Genomic DNA, 25054 nt, shown 5'->3' with positions numbered 1-25054 from the left:
CCAGCCTAGCCCGCTCTACCGGAAAAAGCACTGCGTTCCGGCATAGAGCATCGACAGCTCGCCGTCTTCGAAGAAGCCGCCGACCCGCTCGCCCAGCGAAAATTCCTCGCCCAGCGTGCTTCCCTCGATCATGGCAAAACCGTCTTCCGCTTCGATTTCGGAGCGCGGAGCGCCGATCGCAATCTCGCCTGCCAGTTCGATATTCTCGGATGCATCGCGCCAGAGCCAACCGACCAGCGACCCGTCCTGGAAATTCACCGTGAGCCCGCCGGGGAATGTCGAATAGGCAACCGGTCCGGCGCCGCATGCGTCATTGGTTCCGCCCTCGCTTGCCTTGCCGAGTGCCCGTGCGATCGCGCCCTCAACCTCCCGCTGCCCGGCGGCTAAGTAAAACGCTTCGTTGCCTGCGACGAGGCCGTCGCCGCGCAGAAGCACTTCGTCGGCCTCGACCTGCGGCGCGCTCGGCCGCAACTGCGCCGCTTCGCTGGGTGTCGGGACGTCGCCGCTATCGCAAGCGGTCGCCGCCAGTGCCAACGCCGACAAAGCCAGAACGCGCATGGTGCTCACCCCTTCTTCAAGTGCCGCCGACCGAGCAATTCCGCGATCTGCACAGCGTTGAGCGCAGCGCCCTTGCGCAGATTGTCGGACACGCACCACAAAGTGATACCGTTTTCCACCGTCGGGTCATCGCGCACGCGGCTGATGTAGGTCGCGCTGTCGCCGGCGCTTTCCACCGGGGTGACGTAGCCTTCATCCTCGCGCTTATCGACCAGCATGATGCCCGGCGCCTCGCGCAGGATTTCCTGAGCTTGCTCTGCGCTGATTTCGTTTTCGAACTCAATGTTCACTGCCTCGGAATGCCCAACAAACACGGGCACCCGCACGCAGGTGGCATTGAGCTTGATCTTGGGATCGAGGATTTTCTTGGTCTCGACCACCATCTTCCATTCTTCCTTGGTCGAGCCATCGTCGAGGAAGACGTCGATATGCGGGATCACGTTGAAAGCGATCTGCTTGGTGAACTTGGTCGGCTCGACCGGATCGCCGACGAAGATCGCGCGGCTCTGTTCGAACAGCTCGTCCATTCCCGCCTTGCCCGCTCCCGAAACCGATTGATAGGTCGAGACGACGACACGCTTGATTGTGGCCGCCTTGTGCAGCGGCGCTAGCGCCACCACGAGCTGCGCGGTGGAGCAGTTTGGGTTGGCGATGATATTGCGTTCTTTGTAGCCGTCGATCGCGTCCGGGTTCACCTCCGGCACGATCAGCGGCACGTCGGGCTCCATCCGGAACAGCGAAGAATTGTCGATCACCACGCAGCCCGCGGCGGCTGCCTTGGGCGCATATTCCTTGGCCGGACCCGACCCTGCCGCAAACAGCGCAATATCCCAGCCCGCCCAGTCGAAATGCTCGATATTCTTGCATTTGAGCATCTTGCCGGTGTCGCCGTATTCGACCTCGGTGCCCTGCGAGCGGCCCGAGGCTACTGCCGCCACTTCATCGACAGGGAACTCGCGCTCGGCAAGGATCTGCATCATTTCGCGCCCGACATTTCCGGTCGCGCCGACTACGGCTACGCGGTAACCCAATTCACATACTCCACTTCAAAGCTGTTTGCGTGCCTCGCTGACGGCACTACCGTCGCTTGGCAAGGGATAAGGTGAGTAAATGGATACGCAGACGTGGCGTGCAAGGGCGAACTATTTCGAGTTTAAGGGGTACCGAATAGCCTATTGGACCGGCGGGGATAGGACTGCGCGCCCGCTATTGCTGGTGCATGGCTTTCCGACCTGCGCGTGGGACTGGGTGCCGGTCTGGGAAACGCTTGGCGCAGAGCATCACCTGATTGCCTGCGATATGCTGGGCTTCGGTCTCTCCGACAAGCCGCGCTCAGGATATACGATACACCGCCAGACTCATGTGCAGGAGGCTTTGCTTGCCCATCTCGGCGTCGGCGAGTTCGATGCGCTGGTGCACGATTACGGGGTGTCGGTCGGGCAGGAATTGCTGGCCCGGCAGCAAGAAGGTGCTGGCGCTTCGGGCCTCGGTCAGATGATCTTTCTCAACGGCGGCATATTCCCGGATCAGCACCGCCCCCGCCCGATCCAGAAGCTCGGCGTTTCGCCTCTCGGGTTTCTCGTCGGACTGCTGATGAGCCCCAAGAGCTTCGGCAAAAGCTTCTCGGAAGTTTTCGGGCCCGAAACACAACCGAGCGAGGCGGAGCTCGATGCGTTCTGGGAATTCATCAGTCACAACGGCGGCAACCGCATCACGCACAAGTTGCTGCACTACATAGCCGACAGGGTCGAGCATAAGGAGCGCTGGGAAGCCGCCTTAGTGCGCGCGCAGGACCGGATCGGCCTCATCAACGGCGCGCTCGATCCCGTGTCGGGCAAGCACGCCTATGACATGTGGCGTGAAGTGGTGCCGAAGGCGCGGCATCACCTGATCGAAACCGTCGGGCATTACCCGCAGGTCGAAGCGCCGTACGAGGTCGCCGCCAAAGCGCTGGATTGGCTTACTCCGGCGGTGTGACGCCGTTGGCCTCCAGAAAGCGGAAGATCGTGTTCCAGAGATGCGGCGAGATGTTCTCACCCGCCACGCGGTGCGTGTAGCCGGGGTAGAGCATCATCTCGAACGGCACATTGCCTTCCTGCAGCACACTGATGAGCTCCGACGAGTTTTCGAACACCACGTTATCGTCGGCCATGCCATGGATCAGAAGCAACGGATCACTGATCTTGGTCGCGTCGGGGATTGCGCTCGCAGCCTCGTATGCTTCGGGAACCACGCGCGGGTCGCCCATGAAGCGTTCGGTGTAGTGCGTGTCGTAAAGCTCCCACTTCGTCACCGGTGCGCCTGAAATGCCTGCCGCGTAGAGGCCCGGATCGGCCTGAAGCTGTTTCAACGTCATGTAGCCGCCATACGACCAGCCATAGAGCGCGATCTTGTCTGGATCGACGTAATCGAGCGTTTTCAGGAACTCGGCACCGGTGCGCTGATCGACAACCTCGACCCCGCCCATCGCCCGGTAGAGCGGCTGTTCGAAGTCAACACCGCGATTGGCCGTGCCGCGATTATCGAGCGCGAAGTAGATGTATCCCTTATCCACGATCGCCTGCGCAAGCGCGCCCTGCCAACCCTTGTCGACGATCTGCGGACCGGGGCCGGAATAGTGGTAGTAGAACACCGGATATTTCTTGCCCGGCTCCATCTCAGGCTTGAGCATCATCCAGTGCAGCTCGGTTCCGTCCTCAGCCTCCACTGTGCCGTATTCAGGTGCGATATGGCTTTCGAGGAACGGTGCGTAAGGATGGTCGTCATCGACCGCGTTTTCCTCGATCCAGGTCAGGCGCTCGCCATCGCTGTTCGCGAGATAGGTCTGCGGCGGTTGGTTGGTCCCGGAGCGAGTGACCAGCAGGCTTTTTCCGGTCAGATCCATGCTGGCGCTGTTGGTGTAGTCGATGTAGGTCAGCAGCGTCGTCGGTGAAGCCGCATCGAGACTGGTGCGATATATCTGCTGGGTCAGCACGTCATTCGTGCGGCGATAAAAGAGCAGCTGCTCTTCCTCATCAATGCCAACCAGCGCCGTTGCAGGAGCATCGCCGCTCGTCAGTTGATCGAAGTATTCACCATCGAACCGGTAAAACTGGCCAAACCCATCGAGCTCGGACCACCACAGCAGCGTGCCGTCCTTCAGGAAGCGGTAGTTGTCCGAAAGGTTGATCCAGTAATCCTCACGCGCAGCCCTTTCTGTGAACCAGATTTCGCTCTCGCCAGTAGTCGGATCGACCTTAAGCATATCTAGCACGGTCTGCTCGCGGTTCTGGCGCTGAACATAGAGATAATCGTCCGGCGCCCAATCTACCCGCGCGATATAGATATCGGTGTTATCGCCAAGATCCACCTTAACCCTGTTTCCGCCATCGGGGTCCATGATGAACAGCTCGACAATCGCGTTGTCCGACCCCGCCACTGGATAGCGCTGGTCGAAAACGCTGGTGCCGGTCGCGCCGATGGCAGCACGGGTGACGATGCCAACCGGGCTTTCATCGGTGCGCTGGACGGCGATGCGGTCATCATTCGGGCTCCACCAATATCCGGTGAGGCGGCTCATTTCCTCCTGCGCCACGAATTCCGCTTCCCCCCAGCGGATTGTCTCGTCTTCCTTGGGAGTGATCGGACGCGCGCCCTCGCCCACGACGCCGACCCACAGCTGACGGTCGCGCACGAAAGAGACAAAGCCGCCCTTGCTCGAAAGCTTGGGGTTGAGCTCGCTTTCCTCGGTGTCGGTCAGGCGCGTGACGTCTCCATCGAGACGCGCGAAGTACAAATCGCCGTCGAGCGGAACGAGCACGCCCGACCCATCGCTCGCCCATTGATAGCTGATAATGCCTTTGAGGTTGCCAACACGCGCGCGCTCGCGCTGCATCTTCTCGTCTTCCGAAAGCTCACGGCCCGAACCGAGCTTTTCGCTATCAACCAGCATCGACCATTCGCCGCTCGAAACTTCGAAGCCCCACAGGTCATAGCGTGCGCGATCATCAGCGCGGTTGCGCAAAAGAGTGAGATATCGGCCATCGGGCGAAAGCTTGGCCTGCCGCGGCGATGGTCCATCGAGCGACGGCGAGGCAAACACGCGCTCGAAGGTGAGGTCTTGAGGTTCGCTCATTGTGTGATCGTCCGCGATAGCAGGAACAGACAGCACAGCGGCAGCGGCGGCAAGGAAGGATAGACGCATTTCAAGGAGGGCCCCTCAATTCGAATGAATTGGCAGTCTCCCTCGCAAGCAGCCAGTGTAAAGGCAACCCCACAACGAAAAAGGGCGGCCCCATTAGGACCGCCCTTTCGAAATCTCTTTGCTGCGAGAGCTTACGCCTTCGGAGCGTTCTCGCGGCGTTCAGCGATACGCGCACGCTTACCGGTGCGGCCACGCAGATAGTAAAGCTTTGCACGGCGCACCACGCCGCGGCGCACCACGGTGATGCTGTCGACGATTGGCGAGTAGATCGGGAACACACGCTCCACGCCCTCGCCAAAGCTCATCTTGCGGACGGTGAAGTTGGAGCCCATCCCGCGGTTCGAACGCGCGATGACCACGCCTTCGAAGTTCTGCACACGCTCGCGGTTGCCTTCCTTAACCTTCACGCCGACGCGAACGGTGTCGCCCGCGCGGAAGTCTGGAATTTCTTTTTCGACCTTGCCGATTTCTTCGGCTTCGATTTGCTGGATCAGGTTCACTGGTCCGGTTCCTTGTTCTTTCGCCGCGCGCCAGAGGCAGACTGGTCCCGAACGCCCTCATAGCGTTCCCAAAGGTCCGGCCTGCGTAACCGAGTAATCTCTTCGCTTTTTGACTTTCGCCAAGCCGCGATCTTCGCATGATCCCCCGATCGCAGCACTTCGGGGATCGTGCGCCCTTCCCATTCCTGAGGTCGGGTGTATTGCGGATATTCGAGAAGGCCGTCTTCGAACGACTCCTCCGCCCCGCTATTGGCCGCGCCCATTACGCCGGGAAGCAGCCGAATGCAAGCGTCGAGTATGGCGAGCGCCGCCGTTTCTCCGCCCGATAGGACGATGTCGGCAAGGCTGACCTGCTCGATCGCAGGCCTAGCTTCGAACAGGCGCTCATCGAAGCCCTCAAAACGGCCGCACAGGATGGTGACGCCGGGGCCTTCGGCGAGCTCGCGAATGCGGCCTTGCGTGATGGGCTTTCCGCGCGGTGTCATGGCGAGGATTGGCGCACCGGGTTGCTGCTCAATCGCATGATCGACCGCCGCGCCGAGGATATCCGCCTTGAGCACCATCCCCGCCCCGCCGCCTGCGGGCGCGTCATCGACAGTGCGGTGCTTGTCAGTGGCAAAGTCGCGTGGATTCACGGTCTCGCAAGACCAATCCCCCCGCTCCAGCGCCTTGCCCGCAAGCGAAGTGCCCAGCGGTCCGGGGAACATCTCCGGATAGAGCGTGAGGATGGTGGCGGCAAAGGTCATGGACGACGTTCAGCGACAACAAAGTCGAGAAAGTAAGTACTGAGCCACGCTGCGGGGGCGGAGAAGAATGCAAAGGATAATAAGCTGAAGAGAAACCAGAGAAACCAGTCAAATCCATAAGTTGCGGCATCGTGAGGTGCCCAGTGATTGATGGACATCAGTACAGCCATTGTCGCTATGTTCCCTATGGCAGCGGCGAGCATGACTCGCCTCCATTGAGAAAGCCGCGTTGGCACAATCTTCAAAACGACCGACAGAAGAACGGACGCGAGTATCAGAACTGCGGCGAACTTGATCAGTTCTTCCAATTCACCCCATCCTTCGCCCGCGTATCGACATTGAGCTCGAACACATCGGGCCGAGAGTAATGGCCGTCGGTGTCGAGGCTCGCGAGTGTCTCACCGATTTCGCTCAGGTCCAGCTCAGCGTGGAGTGTTTCCTCACCCTCGCCCGCCTGCGCGACCACGCGCGCATCGGGGGCGATGATCATCGAGCCTCCGCGGTTCAGCACGTCGCTCTCGATCGCCTCGAAAAGCTCCCGCGCCTCCGCAGAGCCGCCCACGTTTTCGAGTCCTTCAAACAGGTCGGCTTTCTTCTGCACCAGCCCTGCGGCAAGCACAAAGCACCGCCCCTCCATCGCGTAGTGCCGTGAGGCCAGCGCATATTCCTCGCGCACGGTCGGCCATGAGGCGCAGTGCACGCTCTCGCCGAGATTGTGCATCGCTGCGCGGGCGAGCGGCATCCAGTGTTCCCAGCAGATCAGGTTGCCCACCCGGCCCCATTCGGCCTCGTGCACGCCAATTGTCGAGCCGTCGCCGCGCATCCAGATCAGCCGTTCGCCATGCGTTGGCACCAGCTTGCGGTGGTCGAGCGGCACTTCGCCGGGGCGAAAGAGCAGCTGGTTGTTGTAGAGGCTCTGGCGCAGCCGCTCATGCGCGCCGATCGAAATGCACGCGCCGCTCTCATCGCACAGTTCCTGCAACGGTAGCAGCCGCTCGTCCCCCGGCACAATCGCATTGTCCAGCATGATCCGGTGGCACGCTTTCGTACCCGGATGGTCCCACAGCGCCGCGCCCGGCGCTTCGTCCAACCACAGCGGGTAACCGCCAAGGAAAGTCTCACCGAACGCTACAAGCTTCGCCCCGCCCTCGATCGCTTCGCGCGCAAGCGTGGTGGCCTTTGCGATACCCCCATCGAAATCGAGCGAGATCGGCGCGGCCTGGCAAATGGCGACGCTGAGAGTATTCGAGACCTTGTTCATTCGGCGAACTCCTTTGCGATGACCATTCGTGACTGGTCCCACGTGGTTACAGCCGCTTTTGTCATCGGGATCATGAAGGTCTTCATGCCTTTGACCGGAATTGGATCCTTCTCGATCTCGATAACGTCTGTCGCGCCGAAATTATGGACGCCGATGACCTTGCCGAGAGTGTCGCCTTCATCGGTCTGCACCGCAAGACCAATCAGGTCGGCGTGGTAGAATTCGCCTTCCTCCAATTGAGGAAGAGCATCGCGCGAAACCTTGAGCACGGTGCCGCGCAGTTTTTCCGCCTGGGTGCGATTGGTGACTTCCGCAAAGCGCGCGATGGCGCCGCCCTTGTTATCGGAACGGACTTTCTTTAGGTTCAAAGCGCCCTCGTTGAAACCGGTGTGCGCGGAAAGTGCTTCGACGCCATCGCCGAACATTTTGAGGCGAACCTCTCCCGTAACGCCATGCGCACCGGTGATCGCGGCAAGTTCCACGGTCCGGCGCGCATCGCGTTGATCGGGCATCGGAAAGGCTTACTCGGCCTTTTCTTCGGCGTCGTCGGCCTTGGCATCTTCGCCGGCCGTGTCATCGGCCTGCTCGTTGGTTTCGCCGCCTTCCGCGGTCTGCTCGGCGATGGCCGCTTCGTCGGCTGCGGTATCGCCTTCGTTGTCAACGGCATCGGCGACAGCTTCAGCAGTCTCTTCCGACTTGGCCGAGCCGGTTGCGTCGTTTTCGGCTTCAGTCGCAGCCTTGGCCGCTTCTTCGGCTTCCTTGGCTTTCTCGGCCTTTTCCTCGGCGCGCTCCTTGGCTTTCTCGCCAGGCTCGCCCTTCTGCGGGTTGTTGCGTGCTTCGCGCTCCATGATGCCGGCTGCGTCGAAGAAGCGCAGGACACGGTCGGAAGGCTTAGCGCCGACACCGATCCAGTACTTCGCGCGGTCTTCGTCGAGCTTTACGCGACCCTCATCATCTTTGGCGAGCAGCGGGTTGTATGTGCCGATCTGCTCCAGATACTTGCCGTCGCGCGGGCTGCGCGAATCGGAGACGACGATGCGATAGTAAGGACGCTTCTTTGCGCCGCCGCGCGAGAGCCGAATTGCTACTGCCATTTGAAATTACCTTTCGAGTTTAAATATCTGAAGTTGCGTATGTATTGAAATCACTTCTTGGGGCCGGGACCGCCAAGGCCGGGAAGTCCGCCGGGCGGCAATCCGCCTCCCGGTCCGCCGAGGCCAGGTAGTCCGCCAGGCGCGCCGCCGGGACCGCCCATACCGCCGCCACCAAACATCGCCGCAAGGCCCTTGAGCCCGCCCATTTTCTTGATCTGCTTCATCGCGCGGCCCATTTCCTGGTGCATCTTGAGCAGCTTGTTGACGGTCTGAACGTCGGTGCCGCTGCCTGCTGCCACGCGCTTCTTGCGCTTGGCATTCATCACGCCGGGATGCGCGCGCTCTTTCGCTGTCATCGATCCGATGATGGCGTCCATGTGCACCAGCACCTTGTCGTCCATGTTGGATGCGGCCATCGCGGCCTTGGCCTTCTTCATGCCCGGCATCATGCCTGCCAGCATTCCGAGGCCGCCCATGTTCTGCATCTGCTTCAATTGCATGCGCAGATCGTTGAGGTCGAACTTGCCCTTCTCGAAATTCTTCGCGAGCTGTTCGGCCTCTTCTTCCTTGATCGTCGCCGCGGCCTTTTCGACCAGGCTGACGACGTCGCCCATGCCGAGGATGCGATCGGCGACGCTGTTCGGGCGGAAGGCTTCGATTGCGTCGAGTTTTTCGCCGGTGCCTGCAAACTTGATCGGCTTGCCGGTGACGGCGCGCATCGAAAGCGCCGCGCCGCCGCGGGCATCGCCGTCCATCCGCGTGAGCACGACGCCGGTGAGCGGCACTTCATCGGTGAAGCTCTGCGCGACATTGACCGCGTCCTGACCGGTGAGCGAGTCGACCACCAGCAACACTTCGGTCGGCGCCGAGACGCTGGAAACCGCCTTCATTTCGGCCATCAACGCTTCGTCGACATGCAGTCGGCCCGCAGTATCGAGCAGCAGCACATCGAAGTTCTGAAGGCGCGCCGATTCCATGGCGCGCCGCGCGATATCGACCGGCTGCTGACCGGCGACGATCGGCAGGGTTGCGATATCGACCTGCTCACCCAGCACCGCGAGCTGTTCCTGCGCGGCTGGACGGTTCACGTCGAGCGATGCCATCATCGCCTTCTTGCCGTGTTTCTCGCGGATCAGCTTGCCGAGCTTGGCAGTGGTCGTCGTCTTACCCGAGCCTTGAAGGCCGACCATCATGATCACAACCGGCGGCTTCGCCTCGAGCGTAAGCCCCTCGCCTGCAAGCGCAGCCTGCGGATCGTCGGGATTACCGCCGAGCGTGCGGACGAGTTCGTCATGGACGATCTTGACGACCTGCTGGCCCGGCTTAACCGATTTCAGAACTTCCTGGCCGACTGCCTTTTCGGTCACTGCGTCGATGAAACGGCGGGCAACCGGCAGCGCAACGTCGGCCTCGAGCAGTGCAATGCGCACCTCACGCATCGCATCGCGAACGTCCTGCTCTTTAAGAGCGCCGCGGCCTTTGAGCTTGTCAAAGACGCCGCCAAGGCGGTCGGACAAATTGTCAAACATCGTCTTCAACTCCTCGCGCGGGCTCCGGCCCACGCTCGTCTTGCTTGTCTGGTCGCTTCCCGAACCGAAAAAGTGGTGCCCACTTTTTCTGGGAAACTCCCGCTTTCATCTGGTCGCTTCCCGAACCGAAAAAGTGGTGCCCACTTTTTCTGGGAAACTCCCGTAAACGCGAAAAACGCCGGCGGACGAAACCTCGTCGGCCAGCGTGCGGTCTCAATTTGAAACCGGCTTATATCTACATCGCCATCGGCTTGTATTTTAGGTCTGAGTGAAAGCGAAAATCGTGCTTCGTTGTGAGCCGGAGCGCAGCGACCTTCAAGGTCGTGAGCACCGGAAGCGCAACGGAGCACGATTTGCAGCCCGCTCAGGCCAGAAAGACAAGTCGATGGTGGAGCCTAGCGGGATCGAACCGCTGACCTCAACACTGCCAGTGTTGCGCTCTCCCAGCTGAGCTAAGGCCCCTTATCATCGAATTTTGACCCTATGAAAGATAGAGCCAAACCCTCGCTTTCGCAAGGAGCAGGCCCTCTAGGACTGCCCCTCGCGAAACGCAAGATTTAATTATCTTCGTCTTCGTCGTCGCCCTTGCCCTTGGACACGCCGAGATCATCGTCGCCGCCGAGATCGACATCGTTATCGGGCGAGTCTTCCTCGTCATCGATGTTCTCGATGTCTTTCAGCTCATCATCTTCATCATCGTCGCCGGAAAGATCGCTGTCGGCCTCGCCATCCTTCTTCTTCTTGTCATCGTCGAACGGGATCGGCTGCTTCGATTTCAGCACCGGCTCGGGATACCATTCCTCACCGCATTCGATGCAGGTTACCGGCTCATCATTGCCGAGGTCGTAAAAGCGTTCCCCGCATTTGGGGCAGGAACGCTTGGTGCCCCATTCTGGCTTGGCCATTCTCACTAAATCCTTAGTCTTGCCCGCTCATCTGGCGGCGGCGTGATTTCGCATTTTATTGGGACCGGATCATACCGGAATCAAGATCGCGGCGCGCCTTGCCAGATGCACGGGGCACTGTCAAAGCAGCGCGTCTCGAACGCCGACGTAATCACGGATCTTCGCAATTGCCAGCCCACACCTTCCATTCCTCCGGTCCGCTCAAGGGGACGATCAGCGTGCCCGGCGACAAATCGATCAGCCACCGCGCGCTGATGTTTGCCTCGCTCGCAGTGGGCGAGAGCACGATCGAAGGATTGCTTGAGGGTGAGGACGTGCTTGCGACCGCATCCGCCATGCGGCAATTGGGCGCCGACATCGAACGCGCGGATAACGGCACCTGGCGCGTTCACGGCGCAGGCGTCGGCAGCCTGATCGAGCCGAGACAAGCTCTCGACATGGGCAATTCGGGCACCTCGACACGGCTGCTGATGGGATTGCTCGCCAGCCATGGCTTCAGCGCGACGTTCACCGGCGACGCGAGCCTTTCCGGCAGGCCGATGAACCGGGTGATCGAGCCGCTTTCGCAAATGGGCGCGAGCTTCGAGGCGTCGAGCGGCGGCACCCTGCCTTTGATGCTGCGCGGTGCGCTCCCGGCTGTCCCCATCACCTACCGCCTGCCGGTGGCGAGCGCGCAGGTGAAAAGCGCTGTGTTACTCGCCGGGCTCAACACGCCCGGCATCACCCGCGTGATAGAGCCCGTCGCGACCCGCGATCATACCGAACGCATGCTCGCACGTTTTGGCGCAGAACTTGAAATCGGAGAGCAGGATGGGGAGCGGCTGATCTCCATCCGCGGCGAAGCAGACCTTGTGCCGCAGCACGTGGTCGTGCCCGGCGACCCCTCTTCGGCAGCGTTCTTCATCGTCGCGGCGCTGATCGTGCCCGGTAGCGATATCACCATCCGCAATGTCGGAATGAACGTCACGCGCGCAGGCATTGTCCACGCGCTGCGACAGATGGGCGGAGATATCGAGGAGATTGACCCGCGCGAGGTCGGCGGTGAGCCGGTTGCAGACCTGCGCGTGCGCCACTCGGATCTCAAGGGCGCGGATATCGACCCCACGCTCGCCCCGTCGATGATCGACGAATTTCCCGTGCTTTTCGTCGCCGCTGCCCTGGCAGACGGCACGACGCGGACCAGCGGCCTCGAAGAATTGCGCGTCAAGGAAAGCGACCGGCTGTCGGCGATGGCGGAAGCGCTCACACTCGCCGGTGCACGCGTCGAGGAACAGGAGGACGGCCTCATCATCCACGGCACAGGCGGCGATCCCCTGCCGGGCACTCCCGCAGGCACATATGTCGAGACGAAGCTCGATCACAGGATCGCGATGAGCATGGGAGTCGCCGGACTTGCGAGCCGCGACGGCGTGAGCGTGGACGATACCGCGCCGATTTCGACCAGCTTTCCGACCTTCATGGACCTTCTCGCAGGAGCAACGCAGTGATCGCTGAACTCGATTGGGCGAGCTATGTCGGCTTCGTCGGCACCGCCTGCATCATCGGGGCCTACGCCTATCTTACCTATGTCGAGCAGCCCAACCCGTTCATCCTCCACGGCGTGAACCTGTCGGGAGCGGCACTGCTCACGGTCTCGCTGATGGTGCACACGAACTGGCCGAGCCTCGTGCTCGAGGGGTTCTGGGCCGCAATTGCGATATTCGGCCTGTTCAAGGCCTTGCGCGCACGCACCCGCCGCGACACAAAGCCGACGTGATCAAACGCCGTCTTCTCGCAGCCGCAATCCTGTTCGTGTTCGCGGTCGGTTCCGCTCTGTACTGGAACGACGGAACGCCCGATTGGGTGTTGCTGAGTGTCAATCTCGCCGCTGCCTTAATCGGTTTGACGGTGCTCCATTTTCGCTGGCGCTCGCGTGAGCGCCGCTCGCTCTCGCCGGAAAAGGCCAAGGACATTTTCTCATGATCATCGCTGTCGATGGCCCGACCGCGTCGGGCAAAGGCACGATTGCCAAGAAGTTGGCGGCGCATTTTGGCCTGCCGCACCTCGATACGGGCCTGCTCTACCGCGCTGTCGGCCAGCAGGTCTGGCTCAATGGCGGAAACCCCGATGCGGAGGCGGATGCCGTCGCTGCCTGCGATTTCGATGACGAATTGCTCGCCGACGATATCTTGCGCTCCGAAGACGTAGGCAGCCTTGCCAGCAGGGTATCGGTGCATCCGGGCGTCCGGCAGAAACTGTTCGAGCGCCAGCGCACCTTTGCCACCCAGCCAGGCGGAGCGATCCTTGACGGGCGCGATATCGGCACGGTCATCGCTCCCGATGCCGACGTAAAGCTGTTCATCACCGCAAGCGTGCAGGAGCGCGCGCGGCGTCGCTGGCTTGAGATGACCGACCGCGGCGTCGAGGTCCAATTGGCCGATGTCGAAGCGGACATTACGCGGCGCGATGCGCGCGACATCAACCGGACCGATGCACCGCTAAAGGCTGCGAGCGATGCGCTCATTATCGACACCACGAGCTTCGACCGCGAGCAGGCGTTCGAAACCGTGCGCGAAGCGGTGGAGCAAAAGCTCGGAGAATAGGGACAGGGCGGGTGTTTCGCCTTTCCTACATGGACTGCGATGGCGCAGGGTCGAGCCATGCCGTGCACCGCCCTCACCTCCTATCGCACCCGAGCCCGCGCGAAAAGTCACACCGGGTCGCTGAAAGCTGACACTTTCTTCGCGCGAAACCGGCTTGAACCCGCGCAAATCCGGGGCGGAGCGCAGATCGGCATATTTTCCAAAGCATCCACTAACGCGGTCCATGTCTCGCTCCGCGCGCCCGAGCCGCCGCACATCGCATTTCCCTTGCCTTTACGCCGCGTTTCGCTTAAGCGCGCGCCCGTTCTCGCAATCGCTTGGTTGAAAGGACCTTTGCACTCGCATTCGGCGGTGCGGAGATGTCGGCCTCTTGCCCTGCTAGCCCCCGCAATGGTGCGTGGGAGGCAGTTTAAGACCCCGGAAAACCGGTGGCCGGTAGCAAAACGATAGACAGGATCATTCCTCTTATGGCGACTTCGCCCAACCCAACGCGCGACGATTTCGAAGCGCTTCTCAATGAACAACTCGGCGGCGCCGACAGCGATGGTTTCGAAGGCCGCGTTGTCAAAGGCACCGTGACCTCGATCGAAGCCGGCATGGCTGTGGTCGACGTAGGCCTCAAATCCGAAGGCCGCATCAATCTCAAGGAATTCGCGCGCGGCGAAGACGATCACGGCCTGTCGGTCGGCGATGAAGTCGAAGTCTATGTCGACCGCGTCGAAAACGCCGACGGCGAGGCAATGCTCAGCCGCGACCGCGCCCGCCGCGAAGCCGCGTGGGACAAGCTCGAAAACGAATTCGGCGAAAGCGCCCGCGTCGAAGGCCGCATCTTCGGCCGCGTCAAAGGCGGCTTCACCGTCGACCTCGACGGCGCAGTAGCCTTCCTTCCCGGCAGCCAGGTCGATATCCGCCCCGTGCGCGATGTCACGCCGCTGATGGATATGCCTCAGCCGTTCCAGATCCTGAAAATGGACCGTCGCCGCGGCAACATCGTGGTCTCGCGCCGCGCCGTTCTCGAAGAAACGCGCGCCGAACAGCGCAGCGAGCTGATCGACAAGCTGGCCGAAGGTCAGGTGATCGACGGCGTGGTCAAGAACATCACCGATTACGGTGCGTTCGTGGACCTCGGCGGCATTGACGGCCTGCTCCACGTCACCGACATGAGCTACAAGCGGGTCAATCACCCAAGCGAGATCATCGAAATCGGCCAGACTGTCACCGTGCAGATCGTGCGCATCAACTCCGATACGCAGCGCATCAGCCTGGGCATGAAGCAGCTCGAAAGCGATCCATGGGATGGCGTCGCTGCGAAATACCCGGTCGGCGCGAAGCTGAGCGGCCAGGTCACCAACATCACCGAATACGGTGCGTTCGTGGAACTGGAGCCGGGCATCGAAGGCCTCGTCCACGTGAGCGAAATGAGCTGGACCAAGAAGAACGTGCACCCGGGCAAGATCGTTTCGACCTCGCAGGAAGTCGAAGTGGTCGTCCTCGAAGTGGACAGCGAAAAGCGTCGCATCTCGCTCGGCCTCAAGCAGGCCCAGGGCAACCCGTGGGACGAGTTCGCCGAGAAGTATCCGGTGGGCGCCGAAGTCGAAGGCGAAGTCAAGAACGCCACCGAATTCGGTCTGTTCATCGGCCTCGATGGCGACGTCGATGGCATGGTCCACATGTCCGACATCGCGTGGGGCATCTCGGGCGAAGACGCGCTGGCGCTCCACCGCAAGGGTGAGCAGGTCAAGGCGGTCGTTCTCGACGTCGATGTCGAAAAGGAACGCATCAGCCTCGGCATGAAGCAGCTCGAAAAGGGCGCACCGTCGGCTGATGGCGCCGATGCCAGCGCTCTGCGCAAGGGCCAGACCGTTACCGTCACTGTCCTCGAAGTCCGCGATGGCGGCCTCGAAGTGCAGGTTGGCGACGATGGTGCAACCGGCTTCATCAAGCGCTCCGATCTCAGCCGCGACCGCGACGAACAGCGTCCCGACCGTTTCCAGGTCGGCAGCAAGGTCGATGCGATGGTCACCGGATTCGACCGTTCGAAGAAGCCGAACTTCTCGATCAAGGCGCGTCAGATCGCCGAAGAGAAGGAAGCGGTGCAGCAGTTCGGTTCTTCCGACAGCGGCGCATCGCTCGGCGACATCCTGGGAGAAGCGCTCAAGAAGTCGGACGACTGATCTTGTTGAGAGGCGTGGATCATCCGATCCACGCCTTTCGGCCTAACCGGCCGACGCGCGGTCGCGCTTTGACTGCCGTGACCAATAACTGAACGGCTGCTAGCAGCCGCCCGCAGCGACGCGACCTTCAGATCGCACGAGCGAGGAGACCGCACGCCGGATGGCGTGCGAAACACCAACCCGCCCTTTCCTACTTTGGCAGAGAGGCGTATGACATCCCCATGCTCACAGTCCACCAGTTCCCCTGCCTCACCGACAATTACGGTTTCCTGCTGCACAATTCGGTGACGGATGAAACCGCCGCAATCGATACGCCTGATGCGAAGGAATACCTGAAGCAGGCGGACGCAAAGGGTTGGACGATCACCCACATCTGGAACACGCATTGGCATCCAGACCATGCGGGCGGGAACAAGGAGATCGTCGAAGCAACCGGCGCGCGCGTGCTCGCCCCGAAGGAGGTTGAGAAGCTGTCTCCTATCGACCGGGTTGTGAGCCACGGCGACAGCGTCAATCTCGGCGAACACCGCGCCGAGGTGATCGACGTATCGGGTCACACCAATGGGCACATCGCCTACCACATCGTCGAGGAAGGGATCGCCCTTGTCGGCGATGCCGTATTCGCCCTTGGCTGCGGCCGGATGTTCGAGGGTGAGCCCAAGCAATTCTGGAACAGCCTTGAGCGGATCAAGCGCATGTCGACCGCGACGACGCTGTATTGCGCGCACGAATACACCCAGGCGAACGCCAAGTTCGCTCTGCACGCAGATCCCGACAACAAGGCTCTAAAGGCCTATGCGAGAGAAGTTGATGAGAAACGCGCCCGCGGCGAACCAACCGTTCCGACCGTGCTCAAACGCGAGCTCGAAACGAACCCCTTCCTGCGCGCCGACGACCCGGCGTTGATGGCGAGATGGGGCGGGAACACTCCGCACGAGACCTTTGCCGCACTGCGCGAAGCCAAGGACAACTTCTAACTGCCATGCAGGCATTAAGAGTTGAACAGCTCACTCACGATCTGAGCGGAGTGTCGCTGGTCGATACGCCGGTTACCAAGCGTGGGCCAGATGAGGTGCTGGTCCGGGTGCGCGCAGCCTCCCTCAATTTCCCCGACCTGCTGATGACGCGGGGGGAATACCAGTTCAAACCGGCACTGCCCTTCACCAGCGGCTTGGAACTGGCGGGCGAGGTGATCGAGGCCGGGCCCGACAGCGTTTTCGCACCCGGCGACCGTGTGATGGGCGGGAACAAGACGGGCGCATTTGCGGAGCTTGCGGCGATCCCGGAACGCGGCCTTTCCCGCATGCCGGAAGGGGTGGAGTTTGCCACCGCTGCCGCCATGGGCGCCGCCTATTCGACCGCATACACCGGCCTCGTCGAGCTTTGCGATGTGCAAGCGGGGCAATGGGTGCTGGTACATGGTGCGAGCGGCGGAGTGGGTCTTGCCGCGATCGACCTGGCCAAGGCGCTGGGGGCAAGGGTTATCGCGGCGACGGGCATCGATGCAAAGCGCGGCCGCATCGCCGAGCTTCACGAACCCGACCAAGTCATCCTCGCCGAAGGGCGCTTTCGCGAGCGCGTGAGCGAAATCACCGAAGGCTCGCTTGCAGATATCGTGTTCGACCCAGTGGGCGGAGACATTTTCGATGAGTCCACCCGTTGCACGGCTTTTGGCGGAAAGCTGGTGGTGGTCGGCTTCACGAGCGGGCGCATCGCGGAGGTCGCGACCAACATTCCGCTGATCAAGGGATTCTCGATCGTCGGCCTCCGCGCGGGCGAGTATGCGCGCCGTTTCCCAGAGCGCGGCGCGGCCATCAACGCAGAGGTCGCGCGGCTTGCATCCGAGGGCCGTATCACCCCCGCAATCGACCGCGTGCTACCGCTGAGCCGCTGGCGTGAGGGATTTGAGGCGATGGCGAACCGTGAGCTGGTCGGCAAAGTGGTATTCGAACCCGGAGCCTGAGCAGAAAAAAGGCGGCACCTGCCAAATGAAGCAGGACCGCCCTTCCCTTATTCGGATCTCAACGATGCGCTCGCTTAGAGCGAGGAGATAACCTCGTCCGCGAGCTTTGCATCATCTTCGCTGGTGTGACGTTCCGCGATGAGCTTGCGCGATGCACTGGCTGCGGCTTCGACGGCCTTGGCCTTGACCCCGGCGACGGCATCGCGCTCAGCAGCGGCGATCTTGTCTTCGGCCATACGCGTGCGGCGGGCGACCATGGCTTCGCTGTCGGCTTCGGCCTTTTCGAGGATGGCATCGGCCTCGCGCTGCGCACCTTCCATCATCTTTTCCGCGTCCTGCTCGGCGCTTGCGATCTTGGCAGCGTACTCGTCACGGAGTTTCTCGGCCTCGGCGCGGAGGCTCTTCGCTTCGTCGAGCTGCTGTTTGATCTCGGCAATCTTCTTGTCGAGACCGCCAGTGATCATGCTCGGAACCTTTTTCCAAAGGAACACGATGATAAGCACGAGCATGGCCAGCGACACCCAGACATAGTCCTGAATGCCAAAGGCCGAAGGTGGAGCATAATCGGCGCCTGCCGCCGCGAGAATGGTTAGAGCTTCAGGCATTGGTCAGCGCCTTCTTTACCGCTGAGCGCGCGGTGCGTTTGTCAACCTTACCGCCCGCAAGGCGCGCGACGATCTCTTGAGTTGCCTCGGCAGCCACATCCTCGATCTCGGTCATGGCGCTTTCACGGGCAGCCTCGATTTCGGCTTCGGCCTTTTCGAGCTTGGCATCGAGACGTTTCTGCGCCCGCGCAAGCTTCGCTTCGGTCTTGGCCGCAGCCTCGGCCTTCGCTTCGGCGATCTTAGCCTGAGCTGCAGCACGATTTTCATTCTCGCGAACCCGCCACGCCTCTTCCTGCTCATCCGCGGCGTCGCGTGCGCCCTGCGCGGCTGCCAGGTCATCGGCGATTTGCTTGTCGCGCAGTTCGACCGTGCCCATCACCTTGGGCACCATGCCTCGTCCGATGAGGAAAAACGTAATGCCGAAGAATACTAGCAGCCAGAAAATTTGGCTGGAATAGAATTCAGCAAGTTGGGCTATCTGAGGCATGAGCCGGGTCCGAAATGTGCGGTCAGTGTGGTGATCGACGGGCTGGCGAGGTTTGCGCCGGCCAGCCCGCAGGATCAGGTTCGTTTAGGCGACGAAGATCAGGATCATCGCAACTACGAACGCCAGCAGGCCGAGAAGTTCGGCTGCGGCGAAGCCGATGAACAGGCGGCCCTGCTGGCCGTCTGCTGCGCCCGGATTGCGGAGTGCGCTCTCGAGGAATGAGCCGAAGACGTTGCCCACGCCGATGGCTGCCATACCGGCACCGATAGCTGCGAGGCCTGCGCCGACGAGCTTGGCTGCTTCTGCTTCCATTTTAAAAACTCCTTAGGAAATCAAACTGTTGGAATGGAAAGGTGAAAATCAGTGAAGATGCTCTGCGTCGTTGATGTAGAGCGACGTGAGCAGTGCAAAAACGTAGGCCTGGATGCCCGCGACCAGGATTTCCAGCGCGCTGATGGCAATCATCAGGGCAAAGCTGGGAATGGCGACCATCAGGCTCGTCCCGACGCCAGCATTCAATCCGTCAATGACGAAGCTGGAAAGGACCTTGAGAAGGACGTGACCTGCCATCATCGCCACGAACAGACGCAGTGCGAGGCTGAACGGACGGATCATGAATGAGAAGAATTCGATGAGCGCGATCGGCAGGACCATCGCTGCAGGCGTTCCGTGCGGCACGAACAGCGTGAAGAATTTTATGCCATGCTTCCAGAAACCAACCACCAGGACGATCGAAAAGCTGATCACGGCGAGCACGCCGGTGACGGTGAAGTGGCTGGTAAAGGTGAACGGGTGCAGGCCAAGAACGCCGATGGGCAGCAGGCCCAGCAGGTTCGCAAACAGGATGAACATGAATAGGCTGAAGATGTAGGACACATATTTGCGCCCTTCCTTGCCCACGTTCGCTTCCAGCATATCGTCGATGAAGCCGGTGAAACTTTCCACCGCCATCTGCCAGCGGCCGGGCACCAGCTCGCGCTTCATTCCGCCAGCGACGAACGTCCACAGCAGGATGACTGTAATGGCCATCCACAGCGCGGAATTGGTGAACGCGATGTTGAAACCCGCCAGTTCCCAGTTGGCCGAGCCGAAAAGCGGCTCGATCTGGAACTGTTTCATCGGATCGACTTTGCCCTGTTCGGCTGCCACTGTCTGTCGGTCCCTAATACCCTATGCGAAACGCGCCCTTTGTCGCGATCCTATTCCGGATCGGCAGGACGCGCATTCGCCGCTCGAATAATGTTCCTGAAGGCCACACCTATCCCTACGAACAGGCCGACCAACAGACCCCATGGCAAGGTCCCGACCAAGGCATCGAACGCCCAGCCAATGACCATACCGCCGAAAATCCCACCAAGCAGATCCGCCAAAACCCGGTTGCCGCTGCGATAATTCGCATCAGCCCCTTTGATCTTCGGTCGGATGCGTTCGTCTTCGCGCTCGCGTGCGGCCTTCAGCCGGTTCTCGAGCGCATCGATCCGCGCATCCTCTGCGATGGATTCTCGTGCGGGCTTTTCGTCGCTCATGCCTGCTTCCAGTTGGGGTTGCGAGGCACACGCGTAGAAGTGCCCGCCAAGGGCGAGGCCCCCTTAGAAGGGGGGCATATCCAAGTCAACCGTAGCCCGCTTGTATTTGACGCATGATCCCTTGCGAAAACGTGGCCAGGGATCGCCGTCAGGCCGTTGCCGTTACGGACAGCGCGGATCGCGCTGCGGCGGCGCGCTGGTGCGGGTTTGCCAGCTGCCGTCGGGCGCCTGGTATTTCTCGCCTGGCTTTGTACGTGTGATGGCTTCGCATCCGGCAGTCAGCGCGTATTCCTCAAGCGTCGCGTTGTTCTGCTGCGCCTTGCGGGCATAAACGGCGCGGCGCTTGATATTGATGTCGTTCACCAGGCGTTGAAGCTCAGGCGTCGCGGCGCCGACAATCCCCAGATAACCGTCCATTTTCTCACCTACGCTGCCATTGGCGCGCGCGGCTGCGTAGGCCGGATCGCGCTGAGCCGCGGCCGGCACGGCAAAGGCGGTGAGAGCTGCAGCCCCGGCCGCTGCAGTCAAAACAAGATTTCGCATCTTCATCATTTCAATCCTACCCCTCGAACCGGTCACGAACGCGCCGATCAAAAAATGTCGGCGTTTTCTTCGACCGTATTGGCGGCATCTTCTGCCAGCCGATAAAGCACTTCGGCCCGGATGTTGATGTTGAGCTCGATTACAATCGGCTCCTCCGGTGCGGAGACATTGATGCAACCACCGAGCATCGCCGCGACTGCGACCAACATTCCGGTTCTGACCTTCACCCTCTTTGCCCCCAAAGCTTTACCCTGATGGTCAGTGCTTCTGGCAGGACTGCGGATTCCGGTCAATTTCGGGTCTTTCATGGCGTATCCTCGCTTTCTGGAGGTTGAACGGGCAATTCATCGGCGCGGCGAGCGTCGGTACTGGGTGCATCGCCGGGCTCGGGTGGTTCAGGCGCTGGGACCGGCTCGCTGGTGCGGTCGATTATTTCGAGGCCGCCCTGCCCCAGCAGTCTTTCCTCGAAACCTTCGGCGAAGGCGGTGGGATCGGACCAGCCGCGCGCGATCAGAGCCAATTGCGAAAAGTTTTCCGACCGAACGTTGATGTTGAAGCGGATCGGAAGCTTTGCGAGGCGCCGGGTGACGAAATTTTCGACGGCTCCCTCGCCCTGACTCACCCCATCGATCTGAAACTTGGTGATGATCTCGCCAGCGACATTTCCGTCGAGGGCGATACTCATCTGGCGAAAATCGAGCGAGCGCAGGGACTGGAAGGCGTAATTCGCCATTGCCCCGAGGTCCTCGTAGGTGAGCTCGCCGACATACGACACATTGCCGCCTGGGGGGCGCGATATCAGCAGCCCGCCGGTGATTGTCCCGTTGCCCTCCTCATCGAAGGTGATCGGGATCGTCCCGTCGAAGGTCCCTTCGGCATCGAGGTTGGTCAGCTCCATCTGCGCGATGAATGCAGCCGCCTCCAGAGCGATCATCTCGAATACGTAGCTTTGCGAACCGGGCGCGCCGTAATCGAGCGTCACCGGCCTCAGAATTAGTGTACCGCCCATAAACGGCCAGCGCGCGTCATCCACTGCGATCAATTGTCCGTCGGTCACCGAAAACCGCAGTTCGCCAGCGAGCACTTCAATACCGGGATTGATCGAGCCGATCTGAAGCGTCTGGTTGGGGGCAGTCGTCAAGCCGAGGAGGTCCGTAAATTCGATGGTGCCGCTAAGCCCGTCGACCGGTCCGAACGCAGCCGCCAGATCGAGGTCGTCAGTTCCGAATGTGCCAGTGCTGGTGAGTTCGTCGCCGTTCCAGCTTATCAGCCCTTCGCCGCTCACCGTGCCGTCGGCGAAAGCGATGACGCCTTTCGCGAGATAGGTCAGGTCTTCGGGGCTCAGCTCTTCGTCGAACTCAATGCCGGGAACGTCAATAACGGCCTGGCCGATACCGGTTCCGAGATCGTGGTCGATGTCGACATTGGTGACTAGGCGGCCAGTGCTCGGGTGCAACAGGCCGGCATCAGCCGCGATCCTACCGTCTGCGAGCACCAGCGCGGCGTCGCGGGCAACCAGAGGCTCAAACCTCGCCTCGCCATCAATCCTTTCGGTAAGTCGAAATTCGCCTTGATCGATAATCAGCGCATCATCGCGGTAAGCCCACTCGCCGCTCAAATCGGACAGGTCGAGCGGCACCGGATCGAGCATCGCCGTCCCGCCCGAAAAAGTGCCGCCAATCTCACCGCCGAGCTCCCCGGTCACTTCCTGAGCGGTGAGACGGACTGCGCTGCCCTCCTCCCCGATTGTCGCCAGAACGCCGGACAAATCGAAGCCGCCCGGATAAGCAAAGCCCGCGCTGGCAGCCGTTACCCGCGTAGGCGAATCGCCGAGCCTGCCGCCGAGGGCAACGTCGCGTGTTAATGCATTGATCCGAAGCGCATCATCGTAGCGCATCATCGCTTCACCAGAGCGCGGGCACAGTGCGAGTGACTGTCCGCGAAGGGATAGATTGTACAGATCGAGCGAGTCGAACTGCACGCTGCTGCATCGCCTGCCGACACGCAGACCGCGCAGGTCGCTCCATGTGCCTGATACCGGCAAACGAAGACCGCCAACCGAACCTCCGGGTACAGCGCCGCTTGCGGTCAGTATCCCGTTGAAATCGATCGTGCCGTCAAGCTCCTGCCGAAGCTGCAAACGCGGGATCGCAATGCGGTTTGGCCCGGAAGCATAGTCGGCCATGGTCATTCGCAGTGCCAAGCCGCCACTTCCGGCGCGCTCCATGCGGCCATTGATCATGGGCAATCCAGCGCCGCCCGTGATGAAATTTCCGGTTAATCGACTGCGATCCTCTCCGTTCGACCAGTTCAGCCGCGACAGCGCGACGATCGTTTCTCCCGCGCCGCTTCGCAGCTGCGCTTCAGGCATTACGACGGAAGTACCCGTGGGTGTACGCCGCACCGTCACATCTGCGGAAAATCCGCCTCCCGCCACAGCGCGGCTAAAATTGCGCTCGAACTTGTCCAGTATCGACTCAATCAAGGTCCCTTCCGAAGCAGATTTGGCACTGTCCAACACATCTGCCGCTCCGCCCGCCAATGCGAGCCCGTCGCCCGTAATCTCGGCATCCCAATCGGCGCGCGCGAAATCGGCGTCGCTTCGCAGCGAACCTTGCGCATTCAGCTGCGCAACATCTCCGTAGGATGAGGCGAAGCCCTCGGCTGCAAGATCATGCCTTACGTTCAGGCCGTCGGCGTTCCATTGCAATCCAAGACTGCCGGTCATTCCGTCCAGGCTGTTTTCCACAAAAGCAGCATTCGCAATGGCGAGATTCGCAGTGCCATCTACCGCAGAAAAATTGCCAGCTATGGCCAGATCTGCTCCGATGTCCGCCGAAGAAATCTCGACGCCCTCGCAAGAGAGGTCTCTTACCCTCAGCGGTCCGCCGAATGTCGCCTGACCGCTGCGTGATTCAATCTCACCAAAGACTGTCGCGGTTTCCGCGGTGCAGCTTTCGTTTCCGATCCCCGGTGCGGTCGCCGCAAGTGCGCCTGTGAACCCATCCTGCAACGGTCCGCTGCCATCGATCTTCGCGGCGATCGCTCCGTAATCGCTTTCGATCAGTGCGCGGCCATCGATTATCGCGAGGTCCATTTCGGGCAGCCCCGAAGTTTCTTCGCTTTCAGCAAAAATGAGCGAGTCCAGCTCGCCGAATCTGAGCTCGCCGTCGATATAGGTGCCGTAAAGGCGAGGCCGTACCAGTTCGACGCCCTCAACCGTTGGTGTTCGCAGCCCGTAATCGAGGTTGATTGTGACCTCTTCGGCGGTGAAGTCCGGCTGCTGCGGATCGCCCACCACGAGGTTCGCAATGACCTGCCTTTGCGGGTCGATCGAGACGATGTCGTAGGTCGCCTCGACATCGTAGCTGGTGAGCAGATTATCGATCACATTGCCCGCAATGCGTTCCCGCGCGAGCCAGGCGGCAGCAAACGCAATCATTATTATTATCAACAGGCTAAGGCTGATTCGCCAACGCCATCGGCTTGGCCAGAGGCCGCGCTTCGAGCCTATCGCGGCTTCGCTGATGTCAGAAGGCGGATCGGCTGCGACCATCGTTTGCACCACTTGCGCGTATCGCCGGGTAAAGGCAATGACGTTCCTTGGAAGATCCAGGCGAGTTCTGATCGACAAGGCTATGAGGGGGCAGCTTGCCAGAAGCTGACGAGGGTTTCGACTTCGGTCCGGTGGACGCTGCCAAAGCTGCGCCAGTTTCCGATTCGGGGAAGCAAGCGGGCATCGGACACCGCGCCCGGTTGCGCGAACGGTTGCTGAAAGGGGGCGCGGAAGCGCTCGCCGATTACGAAGTGCTGGAATATTTGCTGTTCGCCGGAATGCGGCAGGGCGATACCAAGCCTGTCGCCAAGGCGTTGCTCAAGCAGTTCGGATCGCTCGCCGGAGTTCTGAATGCCGACCCGAAGGCCCTTCAACGGGTCAAAGGCGTCGGCGAGACCAGCGCCGCAGCGCTGAAAAGCGTGGCGCTCGCCGCACGCCGCATGGCTCGCAGCGAAGTCGTGCAAAAACCCGTTCTTTCAAGCTGGCAGGCGCTGCTCGATTACCTCGCGATCGACATGGCCCACCTTACCGTAGAGCGGGTCCGGGTGCTGTATCTCGATGCGAAAAACCGCCTGATCGACGACCACCATGTCGGCGATGGCTCGATCGACGAGGCTGCGATCCACCCCCGCGAAGTCATCCGCCGCGCAATGGATGTCGGGGCGAGCGCGCTGATCCTCGTGCACAATCACCCCAGCGGCAGCCCGGAGCCCAGCCGCGCCGACATCCAGATCACGCAGAAGATTGCGGAAGCGGGCAGGCTTTTAGGCGTCACCGTCCACGACCACGTCATTATCGGCCGGGAGGGGCATGTCAGCCTGCGGTCGAAAGGCCTGATCTAG

28 protein-coding genes and 1 tRNA gene are annotated in these 25054 nt (G+C 61.2%); 9 read left to right on the top strand and 20 right to left on the bottom strand.

Annotated elements, in window-relative coordinates; all coding sequences use genetic code 11:
- Positions 1-15: 15 nt before the first annotated feature.
- The gene (locus IB285_RS04760; protein WP_190788990.1) at positions 16-558 is read right to left on the bottom strand and encodes an aspartate-semialdehyde dehydrogenase; all 543 of its coding nucleotides are present in this window, start codon (positions 556-558) and stop codon (positions 16-18) included.
- A 5-nt stretch (positions 559-563) separates the two neighbouring features.
- Positions 564-1589 carry an aspartate-semialdehyde dehydrogenase gene (locus IB285_RS04755; RefSeq protein ID WP_190787099.1) on the bottom strand — a complete coding sequence of 342 codons (1026 nt, stop codon included), beginning with the start codon at positions 1587-1589 and terminating at the stop codon, positions 564-566.
- Between the two features lie 79 nt (positions 1590-1668).
- Between IB285_RS04755 and IB285_RS04750 the strand changes: the two genes are divergently transcribed.
- Positions 1669-2535: an alpha/beta fold hydrolase gene (locus IB285_RS04750; RefSeq protein ID WP_190787098.1), complete on the top strand. Its 867-nt coding sequence runs from the start codon at positions 1669-1671 to the stop codon at positions 2533-2535.
- On the opposite strand, the gene IB285_RS04745 is transcribed toward IB285_RS04750, so the two are convergent.
- The 10 genes from IB285_RS04745 to IB285_RS04700 all read right to left on the bottom strand — a co-directional run bounded on the left by IB285_RS04745 (position 2519) and on the right by IB285_RS04700 (position 10776).
- Entirely contained in the window at positions 2519-4741 is a 2223-nt protein-coding gene (locus IB285_RS04745) for a S9 family peptidase (RefSeq protein ID WP_190787097.1), read from the bottom strand. The genes IB285_RS04750 and IB285_RS04745 overlap by 17 nt on opposite strands.
- Before the next feature lie 131 nt (positions 4742-4872).
- Positions 4873-5241 carry a 50S ribosomal protein L19 gene (rplS, locus tag IB285_RS04740; RefSeq protein ID WP_328705845.1) on the bottom strand — a complete coding sequence of 123 codons (369 nt, stop codon included), beginning with the start codon at positions 5239-5241 and terminating at the stop codon, positions 4873-4875.
- Entirely contained in the window at positions 5238-5987 is a 750-nt protein-coding gene (gene trmD / locus IB285_RS04735; protein WP_190787096.1) for a tRNA (guanosine(37)-N1)-methyltransferase TrmD, read from the bottom strand. The genes rplS and trmD overlap by 4 nt, the downstream gene beginning before the upstream one ends.
- Entirely contained in the window at positions 5984-6295 is a 312-nt protein-coding gene (locus IB285_RS04730) for a hypothetical protein (protein ID WP_190787095.1), read from the bottom strand. Before IB285_RS04730 ends, trmD begins: the two co-directional genes overlap by 4 nt.
- A complete protein-coding gene (locus tag IB285_RS04725) occupies positions 6283-7248 on the bottom strand; it encodes a carbon-nitrogen hydrolase family protein (RefSeq protein WP_190787094.1) in 966 nt (321 codons plus the stop codon). Before IB285_RS04725 ends, IB285_RS04730 begins: the two co-directional genes overlap by 13 nt.
- Complete coding sequence (gene rimM / locus IB285_RS04720) at positions 7245-7760, bottom strand: ribosome maturation factor RimM (RefSeq protein ID WP_190787093.1); 516 nt, start codon at positions 7758-7760, stop codon at positions 7245-7247. The genes IB285_RS04725 and rimM overlap by 4 nt, the downstream gene beginning before the upstream one ends.
- Positions 7761-7769: 9 nt before the next feature.
- Complete coding sequence (rpsP, locus tag IB285_RS04715) at positions 7770-8342, bottom strand: 30S ribosomal protein S16 (RefSeq protein WP_190787092.1); 573 nt, start codon at positions 8340-8342, stop codon at positions 7770-7772.
- Between the two features lie 50 nt (positions 8343-8392).
- Positions 8393-9871 carry a signal recognition particle protein gene (gene ffh / locus IB285_RS04710; protein WP_190787091.1) on the bottom strand — a complete coding sequence of 493 codons (1479 nt, stop codon included), beginning with the start codon at positions 9869-9871 and terminating at the stop codon, positions 8393-8395.
- Between the two features lie 386 nt (positions 9872-10257).
- Positions 10258-10333: transfer RNA gene (locus tag IB285_RS04705), tRNA-Ala, on the bottom strand.
- Between the two features lie 95 nt (positions 10334-10428).
- The gene (locus tag IB285_RS04700; RefSeq protein WP_190787090.1) at positions 10429-10776 is read right to left on the bottom strand and encodes a TIGR02300 family protein; all 348 of its coding nucleotides are present in this window, start codon (positions 10774-10776) and stop codon (positions 10429-10431) included.
- A 167-nt stretch (positions 10777-10943) separates the two neighbouring features.
- Between IB285_RS04700 and aroA the strand changes: the two genes are divergently transcribed.
- From aroA to IB285_RS04665, 7 genes are all read left to right on the top strand, one after another.
- Positions 10944-12263 (top strand): 3-phosphoshikimate 1-carboxyvinyltransferase, encoded by a 1320-nt coding sequence (gene aroA / locus IB285_RS04695; RefSeq protein WP_190787089.1) that lies wholly within the window; start codon positions 10944-10946, stop codon positions 12261-12263.
- Positions 12260-12532 carry a CBU_0592 family membrane protein gene (locus tag IB285_RS04690; RefSeq protein ID WP_190787088.1) on the top strand — a complete coding sequence of 91 codons (273 nt, stop codon included), beginning with the start codon at positions 12260-12262 and terminating at the stop codon, positions 12530-12532. The genes aroA and IB285_RS04690 overlap by 4 nt, the downstream gene beginning before the upstream one ends.
- On the top strand, positions 12529-12738 hold the full coding sequence (locus IB285_RS04685) for a hypothetical protein (RefSeq protein WP_190787087.1): 210 nt from the start codon (positions 12529-12531) through the stop codon (positions 12736-12738). Before IB285_RS04690 ends, IB285_RS04685 begins: the two co-directional genes overlap by 4 nt.
- Positions 12735-13358 carry a (d)CMP kinase gene (gene cmk / locus IB285_RS04680; RefSeq protein WP_190787086.1) on the top strand — a complete coding sequence of 208 codons (624 nt, stop codon included), beginning with the start codon at positions 12735-12737 and terminating at the stop codon, positions 13356-13358. Before IB285_RS04685 ends, cmk begins: the two co-directional genes overlap by 4 nt.
- 467 nt (positions 13359-13825) lie before the next feature.
- Positions 13826-15532, top strand: coding sequence for a 30S ribosomal protein S1 (rpsA, locus tag IB285_RS04675; RefSeq protein WP_190787085.1), 1707 nt, complete (start codon positions 13826-13828; stop codon positions 15530-15532).
- 221 nt (positions 15533-15753) lie between these two features.
- Positions 15754-16509 (top strand): hydroxyacylglutathione hydrolase, encoded by a 756-nt coding sequence (gene gloB / locus IB285_RS04670; RefSeq protein WP_190787084.1) that lies wholly within the window; start codon positions 15754-15756, stop codon positions 16507-16509.
- A gap of 5 nt (positions 16510-16514) precedes the next feature.
- Positions 16515-17495, top strand: coding sequence for an NADPH:quinone oxidoreductase family protein (locus IB285_RS04665; protein ID WP_190787083.1), 981 nt, complete (start codon positions 16515-16517; stop codon positions 17493-17495).
- Between the two features lie 74 nt (positions 17496-17569).
- Here IB285_RS04665 and IB285_RS04660 read toward each other — a convergent pair whose 3' ends face one another.
- From IB285_RS04660 to IB285_RS04625, 8 genes are all read right to left on the bottom strand, one after another.
- Positions 17570-18100 carry a F0F1 ATP synthase subunit B family protein gene (locus IB285_RS04660; protein WP_190787082.1) on the bottom strand — a complete coding sequence of 177 codons (531 nt, stop codon included), beginning with the start codon at positions 18098-18100 and terminating at the stop codon, positions 17570-17572.
- Positions 18093-18587 (bottom strand): F0F1 ATP synthase subunit B family protein, encoded by a 495-nt coding sequence (locus IB285_RS04655; RefSeq protein ID WP_190787081.1) that lies wholly within the window; start codon positions 18585-18587, stop codon positions 18093-18095. Before IB285_RS04655 ends, IB285_RS04660 begins: the two co-directional genes overlap by 8 nt.
- A gap of 84 nt (positions 18588-18671) precedes the next feature.
- Positions 18672-18899: a F0F1 ATP synthase subunit C gene (locus IB285_RS04650; protein WP_027442220.1), complete on the bottom strand. Its 228-nt coding sequence runs from the start codon at positions 18897-18899 to the stop codon at positions 18672-18674.
- Positions 18900-18947: 48 nt separating this feature from the next.
- A complete protein-coding gene (locus IB285_RS04645; RefSeq protein ID WP_190787080.1) occupies positions 18948-19736 on the bottom strand; it encodes a F0F1 ATP synthase subunit A in 789 nt (262 codons plus the stop codon).
- A gap of 50 nt (positions 19737-19786) precedes the next feature.
- Positions 19787-20113: an AtpZ/AtpI family protein gene (locus IB285_RS04640; protein WP_190787079.1), complete on the bottom strand. Its 327-nt coding sequence runs from the start codon at positions 20111-20113 to the stop codon at positions 19787-19789.
- 162 nt (positions 20114-20275) lie between these two features.
- Entirely contained in the window at positions 20276-20662 is a 387-nt protein-coding gene (locus IB285_RS04635; protein ID WP_407925614.1) for a YdbL family protein, read from the bottom strand.
- A gap of 41 nt (positions 20663-20703) precedes the next feature.
- A complete protein-coding gene (locus tag IB285_RS14995) occupies positions 20704-20964 on the bottom strand; it encodes a YnbE family lipoprotein (protein ID WP_234033062.1) in 261 nt (86 codons plus the stop codon).
- Positions 20961-24098, bottom strand: coding sequence for an intermembrane phospholipid transport protein YdbH family protein (locus tag IB285_RS04625; protein ID WP_190787078.1), 3138 nt, complete (start codon positions 24096-24098; stop codon positions 20961-20963). The genes IB285_RS14995 and IB285_RS04625 overlap by 4 nt, the downstream gene beginning before the upstream one ends.
- A gap of 245 nt (positions 24099-24343) precedes the next feature.
- On the opposite strand from IB285_RS04625, the gene radC reads away from it, so the two are divergent.
- Positions 24344-25054, top strand: a complete 711-nt coding sequence (radC, locus tag IB285_RS04620) for a RadC family protein (RefSeq protein WP_328705844.1) — start codon at positions 24344-24346, stop codon at positions 25052-25054.

Source organism: Erythrobacter rubeus (genome assembly GCF_014705715.1).
Classification (GTDB): Bacteria; Pseudomonadota; Alphaproteobacteria; order Sphingomonadales; family Sphingomonadaceae; genus Erythrobacter; species Erythrobacter rubeus.
The sequence above is the reverse complement of the archived record's forward strand: the minus strand, read 5'-3'. Positions and strand labels throughout refer to the sequence as shown.

Coding starts and splice junctions, on each gene's coding strand:
- IB285_RS04700 (WP_190787090.1), bottom strand. CDS start 10,776: ATGGCCAAGCCAGAATGGGGCACCAAGCGTTCCTGCCCCAAATGCGGG.
- rpsA (WP_190787085.1), top strand. CDS start 13,826: ATGGCGACTTCGCCCAACCCAACGCGCGACGATTTCGAAGCGCTTCTC.
- IB285_RS04760 (WP_190788990.1), bottom strand. CDS start 558: ATGCGCGTTCTGGCTTTGTCGGCGTTGGCACTGGCGGCGACCGCTTGC.
- IB285_RS04635 (WP_407925614.1), bottom strand. CDS start 20,662: ATGAAGATGCGAAATCTTGTTTTGACTGCAGCGGCCGGGGCTGCAGCT.
- rpsP (WP_190787092.1), bottom strand. CDS start 8,342: ATGGCAGTAGCAATTCGGCTCTCGCGCGGCGGCGCAAAGAAGCGTCCT.
- gloB (WP_190787084.1), top strand. CDS start 15,754: ATGCTCACAGTCCACCAGTTCCCCTGCCTCACCGACAATTACGGTTTC.
- IB285_RS04665 (WP_190787083.1), top strand. CDS start 16,515: ATGCAGGCATTAAGAGTTGAACAGCTCACTCACGATCTGAGCGGAGTG.
- IB285_RS04650 (WP_027442220.1), bottom strand. CDS start 18,899: ATGGAAGCAGAAGCAGCCAAGCTCGTCGGCGCAGGCCTCGCAGCTATC.
- IB285_RS04655 (WP_190787081.1), bottom strand. CDS start 18,587: ATGCCTCAGATAGCCCAACTTGCTGAATTCTATTCCAGCCAAATTTTC.
- IB285_RS14995 (WP_234033062.1), bottom strand. CDS start 20,964: ATGAAAGACCCGAAATTGACCGGAATCCGCAGTCCTGCCAGAAGCACT.
- cmk (WP_190787086.1), top strand. CDS start 12,735: ATGATCATCGCTGTCGATGGCCCGACCGCGTCGGGCAAAGGCACGATT.
- IB285_RS04660 (WP_190787082.1), bottom strand. CDS start 18,100: ATGCCTGAAGCTCTAACCATTCTCGCGGCGGCAGGCGCCGATTATGCT.
- IB285_RS04640 (WP_190787079.1), bottom strand. CDS start 20,113: ATGAGCGACGAAAAGCCCGCACGAGAATCCATCGCAGAGGATGCGCGG.
- IB285_RS04745 (WP_190787097.1), bottom strand. CDS start 4,741: ATGCGTCTATCCTTCCTTGCCGCCGCTGCCGCTGTGCTGTCTGTTCCT.
- rimM (WP_190787093.1), bottom strand. CDS start 7,760: ATGCCCGATCAACGCGATGCGCGCCGGACCGTGGAACTTGCCGCGATC.
- ffh (WP_190787091.1), bottom strand. CDS start 9,871: ATGTTTGACAATTTGTCCGACCGCCTTGGCGGCGTCTTTGACAAGCTC.
- IB285_RS04625 (WP_190787078.1), bottom strand. CDS start 24,098: ATGATTGCGTTTGCTGCCGCCTGGCTCGCGCGGGAACGCATTGCGGGC.
- IB285_RS04750 (WP_190787098.1), top strand. CDS start 1,669: ATGGATACGCAGACGTGGCGTGCAAGGGCGAACTATTTCGAGTTTAAG.
- trmD (WP_190787096.1), bottom strand. CDS start 5,987: ATGACCTTTGCCGCCACCATCCTCACGCTCTATCCGGAGATGTTCCCC.
- IB285_RS04725 (WP_190787094.1), bottom strand. CDS start 7,248: ATGAACAAGGTCTCGAATACTCTCAGCGTCGCCATTTGCCAGGCCGCG.